The organism is Neorhizobium galegae, assembly GCF_017877135.1.
Lineage (GTDB): Bacteria > Pseudomonadota > Alphaproteobacteria > Rhizobiales > Rhizobiaceae > Neorhizobium > Neorhizobium galegae_A.
Genome location: NZ_JAGIPH010000005.1, coordinates 289,687 through 308,627 on the forward strand (window position 1 = coordinate 289,687; position 18,941 = coordinate 308,627).

General features: G+C 61.7%; 18 protein-coding genes and 2 riboswitches. Of the genes, 9 read left to right on the plus strand and 9 right to left on the minus strand.

Annotated features, from left to right (window positions below):
* A complete protein-coding gene (locus J2858_RS16615) occupies positions 1-1,170 on the minus strand; it encodes an aminotransferase (RefSeq protein ID WP_210106056.1) in 1,170 nt (389 codons plus the stop codon).
* Positions 1,171-1,340: 170 nt separating this feature from the next.
* On the opposite strand from J2858_RS16615, the gene speB reads away from it, so the two are divergent.
* On the plus strand, positions 1,341-2,393 hold the full coding sequence (gene speB / locus J2858_RS16620) for an agmatinase (protein WP_210105934.1): 1,053 nt from the start codon (positions 1,341-1,343) through the stop codon (positions 2,391-2,393).
* 49 nt (positions 2,394-2,442) lie between these two features.
* Here speB and J2858_RS16625 read toward each other — a convergent pair whose 3' ends face one another.
* The 4 genes from J2858_RS16625 to J2858_RS16640 form a co-directional block, all read right to left on the minus strand.
* Positions 2,443-3,462, minus strand: a complete 1,020-nt coding sequence (locus tag J2858_RS16625; RefSeq protein ID WP_210105935.1) for an aldose epimerase family protein — start codon at positions 3,460-3,462, stop codon at positions 2,443-2,445.
* Between the two features lie 77 nt (positions 3,463-3,539).
* Positions 3,540-4,721 (minus strand): vWA domain-containing protein, encoded by a 1,182-nt coding sequence (locus J2858_RS16630; RefSeq protein WP_210105936.1) that lies wholly within the window; start codon positions 4,719-4,721, stop codon positions 3,540-3,542.
* Between the two features lie 15 nt (positions 4,722-4,736).
* Positions 4,737-5,657 carry a homoserine O-acetyltransferase MetA gene (gene metA / locus J2858_RS16635; RefSeq protein ID WP_210105937.1) on the minus strand — a complete coding sequence of 307 codons (921 nt, stop codon included), beginning with the start codon at positions 5,655-5,657 and terminating at the stop codon, positions 4,737-4,739.
* Positions 5,658-5,722: 65 nt separating this feature from the next.
* Positions 5,723-5,800: riboswitch (SAM riboswitch) on the minus strand.
* 60 nt (positions 5,801-5,860) lie between these two features.
* On the minus strand, positions 5,861-6,700 hold the full coding sequence (locus J2858_RS16640) for an AAA family ATPase (RefSeq protein ID WP_210105938.1): 840 nt from the start codon (positions 6,698-6,700) through the stop codon (positions 5,861-5,863).
* A gap of 393 nt (positions 6,701-7,093) precedes the next feature.
* On the opposite strand from J2858_RS16640, the gene J2858_RS16645 reads away from it, so the two are divergent.
* The 8 genes from J2858_RS16645 to J2858_RS16680 all read left to right on the plus strand — a co-directional run bounded on the left by J2858_RS16645 (position 7,094) and on the right by J2858_RS16680 (position 15,869).
* Positions 7,094-7,231, plus strand: a complete 138-nt coding sequence (locus J2858_RS16645) for a hypothetical protein (RefSeq protein ID WP_210105939.1) — start codon at positions 7,094-7,096, stop codon at positions 7,229-7,231.
* Positions 7,232-7,459: 228 nt separating this feature from the next.
* Positions 7,460-8,113: a thiamine diphosphokinase gene (locus tag J2858_RS16650; protein WP_210105940.1), complete on the plus strand. Its 654-nt coding sequence runs from the start codon at positions 7,460-7,462 to the stop codon at positions 8,111-8,113.
* Positions 8,114-8,121: 8 nt separating this feature from the next.
* The gene (locus tag J2858_RS16655; RefSeq protein WP_210105941.1) at positions 8,122-9,945 is read left to right on the plus strand and encodes an ABC-F family ATP-binding cassette domain-containing protein; all 1,824 of its coding nucleotides are present in this window, start codon (positions 8,122-8,124) and stop codon (positions 9,943-9,945) included.
* Positions 9,946-10,092: 147 nt separating this feature from the next.
* Positions 10,093-10,545: a response regulator gene (locus J2858_RS16660; RefSeq protein WP_210105942.1), complete on the plus strand. Its 453-nt coding sequence runs from the start codon at positions 10,093-10,095 to the stop codon at positions 10,543-10,545.
* Positions 10,546-10,604: 59 nt separating this feature from the next.
* Positions 10,605-10,715, plus strand: a riboswitch (TPP riboswitch).
* Positions 10,716-10,756: 41 nt separating this feature from the next.
* Positions 10,757-11,770 (plus strand): thiamine ABC transporter substrate binding subunit, encoded by a 1,014-nt coding sequence (thiB, locus tag J2858_RS16665; protein WP_210105943.1) that lies wholly within the window; start codon positions 10,757-10,759, stop codon positions 11,768-11,770.
* A gap of 3 nt (positions 11,771-11,773) precedes the next feature.
* Positions 11,774-13,390, plus strand: a complete 1,617-nt coding sequence (locus J2858_RS16670) for a thiamine/thiamine pyrophosphate ABC transporter permease ThiP (protein WP_210105944.1) — start codon at positions 11,774-11,776, stop codon at positions 13,388-13,390.
* Positions 13,390-14,046, plus strand: a complete 657-nt coding sequence (locus J2858_RS16675; RefSeq protein WP_210105945.1) for a thiamine ABC transporter ATP-binding protein — start codon at positions 13,390-13,392, stop codon at positions 14,044-14,046. Before J2858_RS16670 ends, J2858_RS16675 begins: the two co-directional genes overlap by 1 nt.
* Before the next feature lie 422 nt (positions 14,047-14,468).
* Positions 14,469-15,869 (plus strand): M48 family metalloprotease, encoded by a 1,401-nt coding sequence (locus J2858_RS16680; protein ID WP_245366364.1) that lies wholly within the window; start codon positions 14,469-14,471, stop codon positions 15,867-15,869.
* 15 nt (positions 15,870-15,884) lie between these two features.
* Here the strand turns inward: J2858_RS16680 and J2858_RS16685 are convergent, their stop codons facing one another.
* The 4 genes from J2858_RS16685 to J2858_RS16700 form a co-directional block, all read right to left on the minus strand.
* Positions 15,885-16,748 carry an RNA polymerase factor sigma-32 gene (locus J2858_RS16685; protein ID WP_210105946.1) on the minus strand — a complete coding sequence of 288 codons (864 nt, stop codon included), beginning with the start codon at positions 16,746-16,748 and terminating at the stop codon, positions 15,885-15,887.
* 294 nt (positions 16,749-17,042) lie between these two features.
* Positions 17,043-17,612: a CarD family transcriptional regulator gene (locus J2858_RS16690; protein WP_210105947.1), complete on the minus strand. Its 570-nt coding sequence runs from the start codon at positions 17,610-17,612 to the stop codon at positions 17,043-17,045.
* Positions 17,613-17,973: 361 nt separating this feature from the next.
* Positions 17,974-18,312, minus strand: coding sequence for a ferredoxin FdxA (gene fdxA / locus J2858_RS16695; protein WP_210105948.1), 339 nt, complete (start codon positions 18,310-18,312; stop codon positions 17,974-17,976).
* Positions 18,313-18,612: 300 nt separating this feature from the next.
* The gene (locus J2858_RS16700; RefSeq protein ID WP_210105949.1) at positions 18,613-18,939 is read right to left on the minus strand and encodes an RNA-binding S4 domain-containing protein; all 327 of its coding nucleotides are present in this window, start codon (positions 18,937-18,939) and stop codon (positions 18,613-18,615) included.
* Positions 18,940-18,941 lie beyond the last annotated feature (2 nt).

Consider the following 18,941-nt stretch of genomic DNA (forward strand, 5'->3'; position numbering starts at 1 on the left):
TCAGAGGCTAAAGCCCGCGAGCCGCTCTTCCAGCCGGCCAATGGTGGCGGCATCTGCATTGGCAAAGGCAAAGCGCAGGTAATTTTCCTGGGCGGCGCCAAAATACCCGCCGGGAATGCAGGAAATACCGACCTGCCGCGCCAGGGCTTCGGCAACCTCAGCCGACTTTACACCGGCAAACGGATGTTTCACGAAGGCGAAATAAGCACCGACGGCGGCAAGCTGCCAGGCTGGAAGCTTTGCCATCACCGCCCTCAGGGCATCGGCACGACGCAGGATCTCCAGCCGGTTTTCCTCACGCCAGTCGGCGAGAAGCGGCAGGGCCTCGGCCACGGCGGCCTGGGCCGCGCGCGGCGCGCAGATCTGCAGGTTGTCCATGATCTTGGCCACCTGCGCGACAAAGACGGGACCTGCCGTGATGGCGCCGAGACGGTGGCCGGGAATGCAAAAACTCTTGGAAAAGCTGTAAAGCGAGACGAACCCATCCTGCCAGCCCTCTTCGGCAAACAGCGCATGCGGCGCAAGACCGGCCGTGGGCAGGAAATCGCGATAGGTTTCGTCAAGGATCAGCCAGACGCCACGGCTGCGGCAGAGTGCAAAGATCGCCTTCAGGAGGTCCGGCGGATAAACGGCCCCGGTCGGGTTGTTGGGCGACACCAGCGCCAGGGCCTTGACGCCCGCCTCAAGCGCGGCCTCGATGGCCTCAAGGCGTGGCACGAAGCCATCCTCGGCCGCGCAGGCGACGAAGCGGCTGCGTATGCCCAGCATCGCAAGCGTCGTCTCGTGGTTGAAGTAGTAGGGCTCCGTCATCAGCACCGTATCGCCCGCGCCGGCAACGGCCATCACGGCGCAGAGAAAGGCCTGGTTGCAGCCGGAGGTCACGTGAATATTGGTAGCCGTAATGCCGGCGCCATAAACTTCTGCCGAGTGGGCTGCATAGGCATCCCGCAGTCTCGCATCTCCCTCGATCGGACCATAGCCTGTGGAGGCAAGCGAGGAGGCCGTCTGCCCGAGAAGTTCCAGCATCTTCGGATGCGCCGGATAACCGGGCACTGCCTGCGACAGGTCGATCAGCGGCCCGTGCGAGCCATCATAGGCACGCGCCCAGGCTTGGACGGAAGGCACCGGCGGCGGCTGGATGGATTGCACGAGCGGATTGAATGCGGGCATGGACATGGAGCGGCAGCCTTACGATGAACGTCCCGGAATAACGGCGGTCGGGAAACGATTGTCAATTGATTTTGCGGCTCAATTTCGAAGATAATGCCAAAATCGAAGGCAGAAGGAAGCTGCGCTTATTTCCTGCGCAGCTTTCCGGCAATGGATGAAAGACAAGCCGCATGACTTGGACCCCGGACAAACTGGACGCCCTGCGCGCAAAATATGCGCAAAGCGAAAGCGGCGAGATCTTTGATCCGGCCTTTGCCAAAGTGGGCGAGAAGATTTTTCGCAACGGCACGCGCGCAGCTCCTTATGCCGGCGTCCCGACGTTTCTCTCGGCCCCCTACCAGCCCGTCGCGGCCGACAATCCGGATTTCGGCGATCTGCAGGTGGCAATCACCGGCGTGCCGATGGATCTCGGCGTCACCAACCGGCCGGGCTCCCGCTTCGGGCCACGGGCGCTGCGCACCATCGACCGCATCGGCCCCTACAATCACGTCCTCGGCTGCGCGCCGGTCTTCGACCTCAAGGTCGCCGATATCGGCGACGTGCCGTTTCGCAGCCGCTACCGGCTGGAAATGAGCCATGACGACATCGAAAAGCGCTTTGGCCAGATCGTTGAGGCGAGTGTCCTTCCGCTGGCCGTCGGCGGCGATCATTCGATCACCCATCCGATCCTGAAAGCGGTGGGCAAGAGCCGGCCGGTCGGCCTCATCCATATCGACGCGCATTGCGACACCAGCGGCGCCTTCGACCAGACGAAATTCCACCATGGCGGCCCGTTTCGCAACGCGGTTCTGGATGGCGTTCTCCACCCGACGCGCACGATCCAGATCGGCATTCGCGGCTCGGCCGAATATCTCTGGGAATTTTCCTATGAGAGCGGCATGACGGTGATCCATGCCGAGGAAGTAACCGGTCTTGGCATTCCCGCCATCATCGACAAGGCGAAGGCGATCATCGGCGATGGCCCGACCTACCTGTCCTTCGATATCGACAGCCTTGATCCGGCCTTTGCGCCGGGAACCGGCACGCCGGAAGTGGGTGGCCTGACGACGCGCGAGGTGCTGGAACTGATCCGCGGCCTCAAGGGCATCAACCTTGTCGGTGCCGACGTGGTGGAGGTCGCGCCGCAATATGATTCGACAGCCAATACGGCCCATGCCGGCGCGCAGGTTCTGTTCGAGCTTTTGAGCCTGATGGTGTTCAGCCCGGCGCTGTCAAAGGCCTGAGCCGAGACTTTCCACCACCGCCCCTTTTTAAAGGGCGGTGGTGACACCATCAGCTCTTGGAAAACACGTAGTCGGTTTCCTGGCGAAGCAGTTCGCCGGGGCGCAGCACGGCACTCGGGAAACCCTTGTGGTTGATGGCATCCGGCCAGATCTGCGTTTCAAGGCAGAGGCCCGCATAGGGCTGGTAGGGCTTGCCGGAAAGGCCCGGCACCGAGGGCACCAGCTTGAAGGCACAGTAAAGCTGAACACCGGGCTCGGTGGTGCGCACTTCGAGCGAGACACCGGAATTGACGCTGCGCACCAGTGCCACGGAGCGCTTCTCCACCCGCTCAGGCGACAGGCAGTAATTGTGGTCGAAATCCACCTGCGCGCCAGTCGCATCGGTGCGGGCCACCGGTCCAAGCGCGCGCAGGTCCATCGCCGTTCCCTCGACCGGCACCAGAACGCCGGTCGGCACCTGCTGCTCGTCGAGTTCCAGATACTGGTCGGCGGCAATCATGATGTCGTGGCCCAGAATGGTGTCGCGGCCATCCAGGTTGAAGTAGGTGTGCTGGCAGAGATTGGCGAGCGTCGGGGCATCCGTCACCGTCTCGTAGATCACGCTCAGAACGCCATCGTCCTTCAGCTCATAGGTGGCGGTGACGGTGCAGTTGCCGGGATAGCCGCCGCGGCCGTCCGGGTCGGTCACCTGCAGGATGACCTTGTTTTCGGCGTGCGCCACGATCGTCCAGTTGGTCTTGCCAAGGCCATCGCGGCCGCCATGCAGGTGCGTGGTACCCTGCTGGTTCAGATCCAGCTGGTAGGCCTTGCCATCCAGCGTGAACTGCCCCTTGCCGATGCGGTTTGCCACGCGCCCGGGCGTTGCGCCGAAATAGGAGGAATGCAGCGGATAATCGTCGAAATTGTCAAAGCCCAGCACCAGCGGCGCCTCATGGCCCTCAAGGCGCAGATCCTGGATGACAGCGCCCCAGGTCATCACATGAGCGGTGAGCCCGCCGCCGGAAATCTTGACCCGGTAGACGGTTTCGCCCTTGGGGGTAGTGCCGAAGATTTCGCCCTGTGTCGTCATGGTATCCGTCCTGCTCCTCATTCTAGTGCGGGCGCAAACTGCGCCATTTCCGGCAGCTTCGCAATGCTCGAAATAGCCTAGCGCGACAGCACGCGCGTTGCCTGCTCAAGCCCCTGCAGGGTGAGCGGAAACATGCGGTTTTCCAGAATGGAGCGCATCATCACAAGCGAATGAACATGCTGCCAATGGGCCTCCGGCACGGGATTGATCCAGGCAACATGGGAGAAGTGGTCGGTCAGCCGACGCATCCAGACGGAACCCGGCTCCTTGTTCCAGTGCTCGACCGAGCCGCCCGTATGGCTGATCTCGTAGGGGCTCATCGTGGCATCGCCGACGAAGATCACCTTGTAGTCCGGCCCATAGCTTCGCAGGATATTTTCAACGGCCAGCCGCTCGGATCGGCGGCGATTGTCGCGCCACACGCTTTCGTAAGGGCAGTTGTGGAAATAGAAATGCTCGAGATGGCGAAATTCGGCACGGGCGGCGGAAAACAGCTCCTCGACCACCCGCACATGATCATCCATCGACCCGCCGACATCGAAGAACATCAAAAGCTTGACCGCATTGCGCCGCTCTGGCCGCGTCTTGACGTCGAGATAGCCGTGTTCGGCCGTGGAGCGGATGGTGCCTGGCAGATCCAGTTCGTCGGCGGCGCCGTCGCGCACCCAGCGGCGCAGGCGCTTCAACGCCACCTTGATGTTGCGCGTGCCGATCTCGCGGGCATCGTCGAAATCGCGGAAATCCCGCTTGTCCCACACCTTGACCGCCTTGCGATGGCGCGAGGTCTCCTGGCCGATGCGCACACCCTCCGGATTGTAACCATGCGCGCCGAAGGGCGAGGTGCCGGCCGTGCCGATCCATTTGGAGCCACCCTGGTGGCGGCCATCCTGTTCCGCCAGACGCTTTTTCAGCGTCTCCATCAGAGCATCAAAGCCGCCGAGCGCCTCGACCAGCGCCTTCTCCTCCGCCGTCAGGTGCTTTTCGGCAAGCTTGCGCAGCCAGTCTTCCGGCAGATGTTCTGCATTGACCGCATCGGCGCCGGACACGGCCTCGACACCCTTGAAACAGGTCGAAAACACCTGGTCGAAGCGGTCGATATGGCGCTCATCCTTCACCAGCGTGGCGCGGGCGAGATAATAGAAGCCCTCGACATCGAACTCGGCAAGCCCCGCCTGCATCCCGTCGAGAAGCGCCAGGAATTCCCGAAGCGTCACCGGAATTCCTGCCTGCTTCAGCGACAGAAAGAAGGGAATGAACACGGCGCGCCTCCGCCCTTACACCTTGCCGATTTTCTCCAGCTCATACGGCGTGGTCTGGTACATCTCATTGATCCAGTTGCCGAACAACAAATGGGCATGGCTGCGCCAGCGGTTGAGCGGCGTCAGCGCCACGTCGTTATGCGGAAAATAGTTATACGGCATCTTTATGGGGATGCCGGCATTCACGTCGCGGAAATATTCTTCCGCCAGCGACGTGGAATCATATTCGACATGGTTGAACATGTAGAGCCGGTTGCCCTTCTTTTCATGCACGAGGCAGACGCCCATCTCGTCGGATTCCATCAAGAGTTCCAACCCCGGTACCGTCTGGATGTCGGCGCGGCGCACTTCCGTCCAGCGCGACACCGGCACCTGGAAATCATCGGAAAAGCCGCTCAAATAAACGGAAGACGGGGAAAGATTGCGATGGCGATACACGCCAAACGCCTTTTCCTTCAGCTCATGCTTCGGCACCCCGTGAAAATGGTAGATCGCCGCCATCGCGCCCCAGCAGACGTTGAGCGTCGAATGGACATTGGTCTCTGTCCAATCGAAGATCTGGCGCATCTCGTCCCAATAGGTCACCTGTTCATAGGGCAGCGTCTCCACCGGCGCGCCGGTGATGATGAAGCCATCGAACTTGCGGTCCTTCACCTCGTCCCAGGTCTGGTAGAAGGAGAGGAGATGCTCTTCCGAGGTGTTCTTCGCCTTGTGGCCGCCGACACGCACCAGCGACAGTTCCACCTGCAGCGGTGAGGCGCCGACGAGGCGCGCAATCTGCACCTCCGTGCGGATCTTGTTCGGCATCAGGTTCAACAGACCGATCTGCAGCGGGCGGATATCCTGACGCACCGCGGCCGTCTCGGTCATCACCCGCACGCCTTCATGGGTGAGAGCTTCGAAGGCGGGCAGCGTATCGGGGATCTTGATCGGCATGGTCTTCACTCGTCAAAAACAAAAAACCGGCGGCGAAAAATCGCAACCGGTCCGGGGGAAGTCTTTGAACGCTTCTCACGGCCCTTTAGCGACTTATTTAACGTGGCTGCAAGCCGGCCGGCCAAATCACCACGAGAGGCAGCTTAAATAGGCCTTTCTTCCTTGCTCGTCAATCAGCGGGCTTTTTCTTGCTTTCGAACATCCTAACGCTCTCGCCGGGCCATGAAGGCCATGCGTTCGAAGAGATGCACGTCCTGCTCATTCTTCAACAGCGCGCCATGCAGTCTGGGCAAAGCCGTCTTCACATCGGCACCGAGATCCTCGGCATCGATATCGTCGGAGACGAGAAGCCGGATCCAGTCGAGCGCTTCGGATGTCGAGGGTTTCTTCTTCAGGCCCGGCATCTCGCGGATTTCATAGAAACGGGTGAGAGCGGCGCTGAGCAGCGAGGACTTGATGCCGGGGTAATGCACCGCAACGATCCGCTCCAGCGTGTCTTGATCGGGAAAGCGGATATAGTGGAAGAAGCAGCGGCGCAGAAAAGCGTCCGGCAGTTCCTTCTCGTTGTTGGATGTAATGATGACGATGGGGCGTACCGTTGCCTTCACCGTCTCGCCGGTCTCGTAGACATGGAATTCCATGCGGTCGAGTTCCTGCAGAAGATCGTTCGGAAACTCGATATCGGCCTTGTCGATCTCGTCGATCAGCAGCACGACCTTCTCACCGGCGGCAAAGGCCTGCCACAGTTTGCCGCGCCGGATATAATGGGCGATGTCGTTGACGCGCGGATCGCCGAGCTGGCTGTCGCGCAGGCGAGAGACCGCATCATAGTCGTAGAGCCCCTGCTGGGCGCGCGTGGTGGACTTGACGTTCCATTCGATGATCGCAAGCCCGAGCGAGCGTGCAATCTGGCGGGCCAGCTCCGTCTTGCCGGTGCCGGGTTCGCCTTTCACCAGAAGCGGGCGCTCCAGCCGGATGGCAGCATTGACGGCGACCATCAGGTCCTTGTCGGCGATATAGTCGTCGGTTCCGGTAAACTGCATGAACCTCATTCCCAGTTCGGCCAGCCTTTAGCGGCCAAGGTCGGCTTCGGCGCCAAGAGGTAGAGAGCGAGCGCCGCCTTCGCAAGAAAGAAAGGCCAAAGATCGCGATCGCCGTTTAAAAAATGTGCTTGTGTTCAGCCACAGTTCTGACACGCTAACAGGTGCAAACTTTTGATGCTTCGCCTTTCTGAACAAGACAGGGGAGGCGACCGGCAAAGACCGCATTTTATATCTTCTGCTTCCCGACCGGGCTTGCCCGGTCACCCGACCGCCCCGATGCCGTGGCCATTTCAAAAGGGCCTCTCACCCCGGGACGAGCGTTCTTGCATGATCTGTTTTCATCCGCATCACCACCGCCGCAGCGCATGAGCCTGCGCAACAAGGAAGCATCCCATGGCCAAAGGTCAGGTCCGTTCGAACCGCGAAGTGAGAAAGCCCAAGAAGGACAAGGAAAAGCCTTCGGCAGCGCCGGCATCCACCTTCACCACGCAATTGAAGGGTGCGGCGGCTGCAAGCCCGAAGAAGCGTTGACAATGCGCGGCGGGCCGGCGCGCTCAGCCCGCCCGCCCGCACGTGATCCCGGCACGTCGACCGTGGAGGGCGGCGGCCGGTGGTTATCCTGCCCGTTGCCCTCCAGCCATATGATCCAACCATACGACCCGCTTGTTCGCCCTCCATGGGCAAGCACCGATGACTTGGAGGCGGGCCGCGCACATAGGGCTTTTGCTTTTGGCGGAAGATGCGCTAAGGGCATGACCCATGAGCCCATCCACATTTACCCTTCTCCTTGGCGGCAACCTGACCGTGACAGAGCGTTTGAACGCGCTGATCGCCGGAAGCCGCGTGATTGCCGCCGATAGCGGCATGCGCCATGCCCAATCGCTGAACCTCATGCCGGAGCTTTGGGTGGGCGATTTCGATTCCGCCGATGCCGCACTGCGCGACAAGTTCCGCCAGGTAGAGCGCCACTCCTATCCTGCAACGAAGGCTGCAACCGATGGCGAGATTGCCGTTGCCGAAGCCCTGGCGCGCGGGGCCGAGCGGCTGATCCTCGTCGGTGCGCTGGGCGGCGAGCGCTCCGACCATGCGCTGCAGCACCATTTGCATGCACTGGCGCTCGCCGAAGAGGGGCTGGAAGTCATGCTGACCTCGGGCGAAGAAGAGGCCTATCCGCTGATCAGCGGCGACGAGATGGAACTGGAGCTGCCGAACGGCTCGCTGTTTTCCGTGCTCGGCTTCAGCGATCTTGAGGGACTAACCCTTTCCAACGTGCGCTACCCGCTCACCGATTTTTCCCTGACATTCGGCTCGTCGCGCACCATATCCAATGTCGCGCAGGGCCCGATCTCGATCTCGCTCGGACACGGGCGCGCGCTTTTGATGGCCCGCCCCTATGACCTGACCGGAGCCTAAGGAACAAGATGGCACCTCCCATTCTCAAGCTCGACGACATTTACCTGAGCTTTGGCGGCGCACCGCTGCTCAACGGCGCCAATTTCCAGGTGGAGCCGGGCGACCGCATCTGCCTTGTCGGGCGCAATGGCTCGGGCAAGTCGACGCTGATGAAGATTGCCGCAGGCCTTGTCGAGGCGCAATCGGGCGAGGTGTTCCGCCACCCCTCCTCCACCATCCGCTATCTCGAGCAGGCGCCGGATTTTGCCGGCTACACCACGGTGCAGGCCTATGCCGAGGCGGGCCTTGGCCCCGGCGACGATCCCTACCGCGTGACCTATCTTCTCGAGCATCTTGGTCTCACCGGCCAGGAAGATCCGACCCGGCTTTCCGGCGGCGAGGCGCGCCGTGCAGCGCTTGCCCGCGTGATGGCGCCGGAGCCGGACATCCTGATGCTGGACGAGCCGACCAACCATCTCGATCTTCCCACCATCGAATGGCTGGAAGGCGAGCTGCAGAAAACGCGAAGCGCGCTGGTGGTCATCTCGCATGACCGACGCTTTCTCGAAAAGGTCTCCACGGCCACCGTCTGGCTCGATCGCGGCCTGTCGCGGCGGCTGGCGCGCGGCTTTGCCTTCTTCGAGGAATGGCGCGACAAGGTGCTGGAGGAGGAAGAGCTTGAACAGCACAAGCTCGGCAAGCAGATTGAGCGCGAGGAGCACTGGCTGCGCTACGGCGTGACCGCCAGGCGCAAGCGCAACATGCGCCGTCTCGGCAATCTGCAGAGCCTGCGCGCCGATTACCGCGGCCATAGGGGGCCACAGGGCACCATCCAGGCGGCGGTGACGGAGGGCAAGGAGAGCGGCAAGCTCGTCATCGAGGCGGAAGGCATTACCAAGCGTTACGGCGACCGCCAGGTCGTGGCGCCGTTTTCAATCCGCGTCCATCGCGGAGACCGTATCGGCCTTGTCGGCCCCAATGGTGCTGGCAAGACGACGCTTCTGAAGATGCTGACCGGCCAGTTGGAGCAGGATAGCGGCACGATCAAGCTCGGCACCAATCTGGAGATCGCAACGCTCGACCAGAAGCGCGAGGACCTGAACCTTGAAGATACGCTCAGCCATTACCTCACCGACGGGCGCGGCGAGAGCCTGCTGGTGAATGGCGAACAGCGCCACGTCGCCGGCTACATGAAGGATTTCCTGTTCCAGCCGGAGCAGATGCGCACGCCGATCAAGAACCTGTCTGGCGGCGAGCGGGCCCGCCTGATGCTGGCGCGCATGATGGCAAAGCCATCCAACCTTCTGATCCTCGACGAACCCACCAACGACCTCGACATCGAGACGCTGGACCTGTTGCAGGAAATCGTTGCCGGCTATAACGGCACCGTCATCCTGGTCAGCCATGATCGTGACTTTCTCGATCGCACCGTCACCTCCACAATCGCGCCGGCAACGCCCGAGGCGCCGGATGGACGCTGGATCGAATATGCCGGCGGCTATACGGACATGATGGCGCAGCGCAAGGGCGTGCTGGATGAGAAGCGCCGGGCTGAAAAGGCCCGCACGGACGCAGCCGGTCCTTTGCAAACCGCGACGGACGCGCCGAAGAACAAGGCAAAACTCTCCTTCAAGCAGAAATTTGCACTGGAAAACCTGCCCAAGGAGATGGCAAAGGTCGAAGCGGATATCGCTTCCCGCGAAAAGACCATGGCCGATCCCAACCTGTTCTCGAAGGATGCCGCAGCCTTCAACCGCATCGCGGCGGAACTGGAGAAGCTGCGGGAAAACCTTGCGAAAATGGAAGAGGAATGGCTGGAGCTTGAGATGCTGCGCGAGGAGCTCGAAGGCTGAGCTTAATCTATTCTTAAGTTTAACAAAGTCTTAGCGTCGAGATTTGTCGTCAGATCCCGGAACATTTCCCAAAACGGCACGTTCGATGGATGCAAGGCCTTAACCAAAGCCAAGCGCCTCGAGTACCCGTCAAAAGAGGAATGTACCATGTCGGCATCTGTAGTGCGTCGTCGGCTGGCCAGTGCAGCCATGAAACAAAGAGTGATGATCGTCGAGGACGAGTTTCTGATTGCCCTCGACATGGCAGATACGATCGAGAGCATGGGGCTGACCGTCAGCGGCTTTGCAAGCGGCCGCGACCACGCCATGGACCTTGCCCCTTACGTCGATATTGCGCTCGTGGACGTCAACCTGTCCGATGGCGCAACCGGTCCCTCCATCGGGCGTGAGCTGTCCGAGCGCTATGGCGTGACCGTGATCTTCATGACCGCCAATCCGGAACAGCTGCGCTGCGACATCGGCCGCTCGCTCGGCGTGCTGACCAAGCCGGTCATGCCGCATGTGGTGGAACAATCGGTGGATTATGCCATTGCCAATCGCCTGGGCGCCATTGCCGCCGTGCCGCGCGAGCTGCAGGTGTTTCCCCGCGCGACGGCCTGAGCTTTCACGCCTGATCTTCCGGTGGCTTGCCAAGCCACCCTCCTACCGATACATCTTCGCCTGCTCTAACGGGGTGCAATGGCTGCAAGGCCATCGCTGAGAGACGGTCACGTCAACCCGCGGAACCTGATCCGGCTAACACCGGCGGAGGGATTAGACGGCTTGCATCCAGCGCCTGTTCCCCCTGTGTTGATCAACGAAGGAGGCCTCGATGCGCATATTCCTGTCCACTGCCTGTGCAGCGCTTGCGGCGCTGACCCTTTCGCTGCCGGCTTCTGCGGCGGAGAAAAAGACGCTGACCGTCTATACCTATGAAAGCTTCATTTCCGACTGGGGCCCGGGGCCCAAGGTCAAGGAAGCCTTCGAAAAGACCTGCGCGTGCACGGTGAACTTCGTCGCCGTGGCAGACGGCGTGGCGCTTCTCACCCGCCTCAAGCTCGAAGGCTCCTCTTCCGAAGCAGACGTGGCGCTTGGCCTCGACACCAACCTCATCCAGGAAGCCAAGGATACCGGGCTTTTCGCCCCCCACGGCATAGACACAGCTTCCGCAGCCGTGCCGGGCGGCTTTTCCGATGATGTGTTCGTGCCATACGATTACGGTCATTTCGCCGTCATCTACGACACGCAGACCATCAAGAACCCGCCGAAGAGCCTGAAAGACCTGGTCGAAGGCGACCCGTCGCAGAAGATTGCCATCGAGGATCCGCGCACCTCCACGCCGGGGCTTGGCCTGCTCCTCTGGGTACGGTCCGTCTACGGGGACAAAGCGCCGGAAGCCTGGGCAAAGCTGAAGAACCGCGTTCTGACCGTCACGCCCGGCTGGTCTGAGGCCTATGGCCTGTTTACCAAGGACGAGGCACCGATGGTCTTTTCCTATGTCACCTCGCCCGCCTACCACATGATGGAGGAAAAGACCGATCGCTATCAGGCCGCGTCCTTTTCCGAAGGGCATTACATCCAGATCGAGGTTTCGGGCCGCCTGAAGGCTTCCAAAAACCCGGAGCTTGCGCAGAAATTCCTCGCCTTTACGCTCTCGCCGGAGTTCCAGACGGTCATTCCGACCACCAACTGGATGATGCCCGCCGCAAAGCCCGCAGAGCCGCTGCCGGATGTGTTTTCCAAGCTGGTGCAGCCGGCAAAGACTTATCTGATGAGCCCGCAGGAGGTCGCCAAGAACCGCGATGCCTGGATACGCGAATGGCTCGCCGCCATGAGCATGAACTGATCCATGCTGAGCGAGGCGCAACGGAAGCGGGGGTTGGCTGCCGGTGCGGCAAGCCTTTTAGCCGTTGCGCTCTTCGTTCTGGCACCGGTCACGGCCCTTTTGGCAACAGCCCCCGCCTCGTCATCGCAAGCTGCGCTCTTTGATGGCTACACGGCAAGCCTTCTGCGCTTCACGCTTCTGCAGGCGGGCCTCTCCACGGTTCTTTCCATCCTTCTCGCCATACCGGTAACGCTGGCGCTCGCCAGAAGGCCCTCCTTTCCGTTGCGGGTCTGGATCATCAGGCTGATGGCGGTGCCGATGGGGCTGCCGGTGCTGATCGGCGCGCTCGGCCTCATCGGCATCTTCGGCCGCCAGGGCCTGTTCAACCGGTTGCTGGCGTTTGGCGGTGTCGAACAGCCGGTCAGCATCTACGGTCTCTCGGGCATCCTGATTGCCCATGTCTTCTTCAACCTGCCGCTTGCCTGCCGGCTGATGCTGGCGGGGCTGGAGCGCCTGCCCGCAGAATATTGGCGGCTTTCGGCAAGCCTTGGCATGCGCCCGCTTTCCGTCTTCCGCTTCATCGAAGGCCCGGCGCTTGCCCGCGTCGCGCCGGGGGCCGCGGGCCTTGTCTTCATGCTCTGCGCCACCAGCTTTACGCTCGTTCTGGTGCTGGGCGGCGGGCCGGCGGCAACGACGCTGGAGGTCGCGATCTATCAGTCGCTGCGCTTCGATTTCAATCCGACACGCGCCGTTGCCCTGTCTCTCCTGCAGATCGGCCTGACCGCCGTGGTGCTCATCCTCATCAGCCGGCTTCCGCCCGCCGAAAGTGCAGGCGTAGGTGAAGGCCGCGCCAACCGACGATTTGACGGGCGGAGCCTACCGGCAAGGCTTTACGATGCCGGCATTATCGGCGTGGCAACGCTTTTTCTTCTGTTGCCGCTCGGCTCCATCGTCGTGGCGGGCCTGAAGGCCGATCTGCTAAAACTTGTCACCATGCCGGCCTTCCGCCAGGCGGGGCTCACCAGCCTTGCCATCGCTTTCTCGGCCGGGCTTTTGTCCATCCTCGTCTCGCTCGGCATTATCGCCGCACGCGCCGCCATTGCCGATCTGAGGCATCCGCCCCACCCTCTCAAGGCTTTTTCGGCAGCGCTTTCGGGCATGTCCTCGCTGGTCCTGCTGGTGCCGCCGGTCGTCCTCGGCACCGGCTGGTTCCTGCTGATCCGGCCGTATGCGGATGTAAGTCGCGTCGCACCGGTGCTGGTTGCAACCGTCAACATGCTGATGGCGCTGCCCTTCGTGATGCGGGTGCTGGCACCGGCCTTCGAAACGCATGCGGCGCGCACGGGCCGGCTTGCGGCAAGCCTTGGTTTGTCGGGTTTTTCACGGATGCGGCTGGTAGACTGGCCTGTTCTGGCGCGCCCGCTGATGATGGCACTGTCCTTTGCCATGGCGCTGTCGCTTGGCGATCTCGGCGCCGTTGCCCTTTTCGGCTCGCAGGACCTCACCACCCTGCCCTACCTGGTCTATAGCCGGCTTGGCAGCTACAGGACGAACGATGCCGACGGGCTGGCGCTGATCCTTGGCGCGATCTGCCTTGCGCTTACCGCCCTTGGCACCGCCGGCTCCCGGAGGCAACCGTGATGGCGAATGACGCGCCGGCCGCAGCCGTGGAACTCCTCGACGTCCGACTGGTGCTGGGTTCTGCCCGTTTTCACTTCGACTGCCGGCTGGAGGAGGGGGTGATTACCGCCATCACCGGTCCGTCGGGCTCGGGAAAATCGACCCTTCTCAACCTTGTGGCCGGCTTCGAGACGCCGGACAGCGGCCGTGTGCGTCTGTCGGGCAGGGACATGACCGGGGTGCATCCGGGGCAACGGCCCCTATCGCTGGTCTTTCAGGACAACAACCTGTTTGCCCATCTCGATCTCTTGACCAATGTCGGCCTTGGCATTCACCCCGCGCTGAAACTGTCGCCGGCGGATCGGCGCGCGGTGTCGGATGCGCTTTCCCGCGTGGGCCTTGCCGGATACGAAAAGCGCATGCCCGGCACGCTCTCCGGCGGTGAGCGTCAAAGGGCAGCCTTTGCGCGGGCCCTTGTGCGCAAGCGCCCGCTCCTTCTCCTCGACGAGCCGTTTGCCGCCCTCGACCCTGCCCTTCGCGTATCCATGGCCGAGCTGCTGCTCAATCTGCACCGCGAAAGCGGCAATACGGTTGTCATCGTGACCCATGACCGCGACGAGGTTACGCGGCTGGCGGACCGGGTGCTTGGCGTGGAAAACGGCACTGTCCGCCCATAGTCGGGGCAGAGAATTTCTCGCCTCTGCGCAAGACGCCCGTATCAGGAAATTTGACGATCCGTCATAAAGCGTCAACGAATTCGCCACATTTTAGACGTGCGCAGGTGCGATGCCGCATTGCGAAAGAGGGCTGGAAGATTACGCGTGAGTGCTTGTGTTCTGTCTGAAGAGAGGACAAAACGGCAGTTACGCGCAGTTGCGCCACCCGCAGCGAACGCAGACCAGAGCGGCAGGGGCAGAGGCCGCACGATGCGCCGGATGGCGGGCTTGGACGAATGACGGTTCCAACTGAACGGACGACGATGACAGCGCTGAACCGGGTTTGCAGGATAGCTGCAGACCGAGGATCACGTGGCCGCGGCGTCCGGGCGCTGTCTGCACTGTTTGCTGCCGCAACGCTTCTCGCCGGCTGCCAATCGGTCATGGACCAAAGCTATCAGGCCGATGTGAAGCCCTCGGCCAATCCGCAGATTGTCGATGAGGTGCAGAAGAACGATCCGCGCGCCCAGATGGGCGCCCGCGAGCATCCGCGCATCGTGGCAAGCTATGGCGGCCAGTATCATGACGCAAAGACCGAACGGCTGGTTGCCCGCATTGCCGGTGCGCTGACTGCGGTCTCGGAGAACCCAAACCAGTCCTACCGCATCACCATCTTGAACTCTCCGGCGATCAACGCCTTTGCGCTGCCGGGCGGCTATCTCTACGTGACGCGCGGCCTATTGGCGCTTGCCAATGACGCCTCGGAAGTGGCGGCCGTCCTCAGCCACGAAATGGCCCATGTGACGGCCAATCACGGCATCGAGCGCCAGAAGCGCGAGGAAGCCGAAGTGATTGCCAGCCGGGTGGTGGCCGAGGTCCTGTCCAGCGATCTGGCCGGCAAGCAGGCATTGGCGCGAGGAAAGCTGCGGCTTGCGGCCTTTTCCCGCCAGCAGGAACTGCAGGCCGATGTGATCGGCGTGCGCATGCTGGGCGAAGCCGGCTACGACCCCTATGCGGCAGCCCGGTTCCTCGATTCCATGTCCGCCTATGCCCGCTATTCGTCCGCCGACCCGGATACGGACCAGAGCCTCGACTTCCTTTCCAGCCATCCCAGCGCACCGCAGCGGGTGGAGCTTGCCCGCCAGCATGCCCGCGCCTTCGGCCAGGAAGGCACCGTCGGGGACCGCGGACGCGATTATTACCTGACCGGCATCGATGGCCTTCTCTACGGCGACAGCCCGGATGAAGGCTATGTGCGCAACGAAACCTTCCTGCATGCGGGGCTTGGCATCCGGTTTGACGTGCCGGAAGGTTTTCGCATCGACAACAAGGTGGAAGCGGTCCTTGCGACGGGACCGGACGAGACCGCCATACGCTTCGACGGCGTACAGGCAACGGATACCAACCAGAGCCTGTCGAACTACCTGACCAGCGGCTGGGTCGCAGGGCTGCAGCCGGACACTGTGCGGGAAACTACGATCAACGGACTGCCGGCGGCAACGGCCCGCGCATCAGCCGAGCGCTGGGATTTCGACGTCACCGTCATTCGCCTCGACAAGCAGCTGTTCCGTTTCCTCACGGCAGTGCCGAAGGGGAGCACATCGCTTGAAGCGACGGCAGATACCATGCGGCGTACGTTCCGGCGCATGACGCCGCAGGAGGCAGCGGAGCTGCGGCCGCTTCGCGTGCGTGTCGTCACCGTTCAACCGGGCGACAACATCACGACCATGGCCGCCCGTATGATGGGGACGGACCGCAAGCTCGACATGTTCAAGATGATCAACGCACTCCCCACGGGCGTGTCGCTTCAGCCCGGCCAGCGGGTCAAGATCATTTCCGAATAGGAGGCGGGCCTGCGTTCAGCAGGCCTCCGCCATCTGCGGGTTGGTGGTCACCAGCGCCGATTTCAGCTTCTCGATGGCCCGGCTTTCGATCTGTCGCACGCGCTCCTTGGAAATTCCAAGTTCGGCACCCAGCGCTTCCAGGGTCGCGCCGTCATCGGTCAGGCGGCGGGCGCGAATGATCTTCTTTTCGCGATCATTGAGCTTGGTCAGAGCTCCCTGCAGCCATTTCAGGCGACGTTCGCCATCGATCATGAACGAGACCTGCTCGTCCGGCAGCGGTTCAGCACTTTCCAGCATGTCGAGCCGCTCACCGCTATCGCTGTCGCCGGCAATCGAGGGCGCCTGCAGCGAGGCATCATTGCCGGAAAGGCGGGCATCCATGGTTTGCACGTCCACCAGGCTGACACCCAAGGCCGTTGCGATCTCTTCGTGGATGGCCTGAGCCGTCTTGGTATTGCCACCGCGCGCAAGCTTGGCACGCAGGCGGCGCAGGTTGAAGAACAGCGCCTTCTGGGCAGAACTCGTGCCGCCGCGCACGATCGACCAGTTGCGCAGGATATAGTCCTGCATGGAGGCGCGGATCCACCAGCTCGCATAGGTCGAAAAACGCACGTCACGCGATGGCTCAAACCTTGCCGCCGCTTCCAGCAGCCCTACATAACCTTCTTGTACAAGGTCGCTCATGGGCAGGCCGAAGCCACGGAACTTGGAGGCCATGGCGATGACGAGACGCATATGGGCAAGCGCGATCTGGTTGCGGGCATCGCGATCCTGCCCGTCCTTCCACCGCACGGCAAGATTGCGCTCTTCCTCGCGCGCCAGATAGGGCGCGGCCATCGCGATCTTGATCATATTGCGGTCTGCGGACATGGCATTCATTGCGCTCTCCATGAAACTGTTTGACCAGACAAAGGCGCATGCGCTCCAGACCCCCCACCTGCCGTGGCCGGCAGGGCCGGTCGGACAGATCGTGCCTGAGGCATGCCTCTTTGCTCCCCTCGTTCACGTCAGGCGGTCAGGGCTTAAGCCCTCCCCTGCGCGGACACGGCAAAGGCAGTTTCACAGACTGCATTCCTCGCCGCACCGGCGGGTGAACGCGTGTCATGTCAAAAAGTTCCAATAAAAAACCCGGCTTTCGCCGGGCTTTTTCAGGTGAGTGCAGGAAAAAGAGGTTTAGGCCGCTTCTTCGTGCGAATCTTCCTCGTCCAGAACCTTGCTGCGCTTCGGTCCCTTGGCAAGGTTTGCCTCGATGAGGCGAACCGATTCCGTATCGGACATCTTGTTGACGGCTGCGATTTCGCGCGCCATGCGATCAAGGGCAGCCTCATAGAGCTGACGCTCGGAATAGGATTGCTCCGGCTGATTTTCGGCGCGGTAGAGATCGCGCACCACTTCAGCGATCGAAATCAGGTCGCCAGAATTGATTTTCGCATCATATTCCTGCGCCCGACGCGACCACATGGTGCGCTTGACGCGGGCCTTGCCCTGGACAACCTTCAAGGCGCGTTCGACGAAATCGGTTTCGGACAGCTTGCGCATGCCGATGCTGACGGCCTTGGCAACCGGCACCTTGAGGCGCATCTTGTCCTTCTCGAAATCGATCACGAACAGTTCGAGCTTCATGCCAGCCACTTCCTGTTCTTCGATGGCTGTGATTGTGCCCACTCCATGCGCCGGATAAACGATCGCTTCACCGGTCTTGAAACCATGGCGCGCTGAAGATTTTTTCTGCTGGGTCGTCATTCGTTTAACAAACTCCCTGTTACGCACCCGGCCTTCCGGGACCGGGGCCGGGTCAGTCAGGCCCGGATGAGACGGGGGAACCGTCGGTGACTCCATACTGGTCCGTTGAACGCGCGCGAAAACAACACCTGATCGCGGACGGCGACGACAAATCCAAAGCTGGCTATGTCACGGGAACCGCGGCGGGTGCTCTGTTGCTTTCGTGATGTTTTTGGGCACGCAAGTGCCGCCTTGTGGAACAGTTCTGGATGTCTACCACAAATATGGGAGGAAATCAATGATTTGCTTTCGCAGATGCAAAGACGCAACGGTCGCGTCTGTGCCTAATCGTTAAGCAATCCCAAACAGGACAGCGCAAAGCTCAATCGCCTTTGCCGGGCTCCGGCGAGAAATACTGCTCGAATTTGTTGGCAACGCCGTCCATTTCCTTGGCGTCATCCATGGCATCGCGCTTGACCGTGATGTTGGGCCAGACCTGCGCATATTCCGCATTGATCTTCAGCCACTTATCGAGACCCGGCTCGGTATCCGGCTTGATGGCTTCGGCCGGACATTCCGGCTCGCAGACGCCGCAATCGATGCACTCGTCCGGGTGGATGACCAGGAAATTCTCACCTTCGTAGAAGCAATCGACCGGGCAGACTTCCACGCAGTCGGTGTATTTGCAGCGGATGCAATTGTCGGTCACGACATACGTCATGAGGCACTCCAGTGATATCACGGTTGGTCAACATCGGCGGTGGGAGACGCCTGCCGACCGGGCGGAGCCAGATGATGGCCGGGCACACGAAAACGCGTGGCGTCTCCTCGCATGCGGCCCCAGCTTTTCCCCTGTGACTAAAGGCTTTGAGGCGGCTTAGCAAGAATAAACAATCGCTCAAACGCCGCCAAAGGCGATGGATTATCCAATGACCCCGCAACGCGCGGAAGAGCTGTCACATTTTACAGCAGGATCTGACAAACGGCCCCGGCATGCGATGCGCTCGGCCGGCGGAGGCTTTTACGGCTTCCGAAGCGCCCGCTCGAACGCCGCCAGAGGCGCCTGCTGCGGCGTCACATCCTCATAGAGCAGGCGAGCGACTGGGGCAGGCCCGCGCCGGTCAGCGCAGTCGCGCACGATCAGCACAAAGTCCCGGCGCTCAAGCCGGATCTCGATGCGATCACCAGCCTTCACCTGGCGGCCGGATTGGACAATCACATGGCCATTGATCGTCACAAAGCCTGCCTCGACCAGATCCTGCGCGAGGCTGCGCGACTTTGCCAGCCGGGCAAAGAAAAGCCACTTGTCGATACGCTGACGCTGCTCTTCAAGTGGCTTTTCCGGCATGG

What these genes read in the sequence shown, in the direction of transcription:
- J2858_RS16615 (WP_210106056.1), bottom strand. Translation starts at nt 1,170, where the DNA reads ATGCCCGCATTCAATCCGCTCGTGCAATCCATCCAGCCGCCGCCGGTG.
- speB (WP_210105934.1), top strand. Translation starts at nt 1,341, where the DNA reads ATGACTTGGACCCCGGACAAACTGGACGCCCTGCGCGCAAAATATGCG.
- J2858_RS16625 (WP_210105935.1), bottom strand. Translation starts at nt 3,462, where the DNA reads ATGACGACACAGGGCGAAATCTTCGGCACTACCCCCAAGGGCGAAACC.
- metA (WP_210105937.1), bottom strand. Translation starts at nt 5,657, where the DNA reads ATGCCGATCAAGATCCCCGATACGCTGCCCGCCTTCGAAGCTCTCACC.
- J2858_RS16640 (WP_210105938.1), bottom strand. Translation starts at nt 6,700, where the DNA reads ATGCAGTTTACCGGAACCGACGACTATATCGCCGACAAGGACCTGATG.
- J2858_RS16645 (WP_210105939.1), top strand. Translation starts at nt 7,094, where the DNA reads ATGGCCAAAGGTCAGGTCCGTTCGAACCGCGAAGTGAGAAAGCCCAAG.
- J2858_RS16650 (WP_210105940.1), top strand. Translation starts at nt 7,460, where the DNA reads ATGAGCCCATCCACATTTACCCTTCTCCTTGGCGGCAACCTGACCGTG.
- J2858_RS16655 (WP_210105941.1), top strand. Translation starts at nt 8,122, where the DNA reads ATGGCACCTCCCATTCTCAAGCTCGACGACATTTACCTGAGCTTTGGC.
- J2858_RS16660 (WP_210105942.1), top strand. Translation starts at nt 10,093, where the DNA reads ATGTCGGCATCTGTAGTGCGTCGTCGGCTGGCCAGTGCAGCCATGAAA.
- thiB (WP_210105943.1), top strand. Translation starts at nt 10,757, where the DNA reads ATGCGCATATTCCTGTCCACTGCCTGTGCAGCGCTTGCGGCGCTGACC.
- J2858_RS16670 (WP_210105944.1), top strand. Translation starts at nt 11,774, where the DNA reads ATGCTGAGCGAGGCGCAACGGAAGCGGGGGTTGGCTGCCGGTGCGGCA.
- J2858_RS16675 (WP_210105945.1), top strand. Translation starts at nt 13,390, where the DNA reads ATGGCGAATGACGCGCCGGCCGCAGCCGTGGAACTCCTCGACGTCCGA.
- J2858_RS16680 (WP_245366364.1), top strand. Translation starts at nt 14,469, where the DNA reads ATGGACCAAAGCTATCAGGCCGATGTGAAGCCCTCGGCCAATCCGCAG.
- J2858_RS16685 (WP_210105946.1), bottom strand. Translation starts at nt 16,748, where the DNA reads ATGAATGCCATGTCCGCAGACCGCAATATGATCAAGATCGCGATGGCC.
- J2858_RS16690 (WP_210105947.1), bottom strand. Translation starts at nt 17,612, where the DNA reads ATGACGACCCAGCAGAAAAAATCTTCAGCGCGCCATGGTTTCAAGACC.
- fdxA (WP_210105948.1), bottom strand. Translation starts at nt 18,312, where the DNA reads ATGACGTATGTCGTGACCGACAATTGCATCCGCTGCAAATACACCGAC.
- J2858_RS16700 (WP_210105949.1), bottom strand. Translation starts at nt 18,939, where the DNA reads ATGCCGGAAAAGCCACTTGAAGAGCAGCGTCAGCGTATCGACAAGTGG.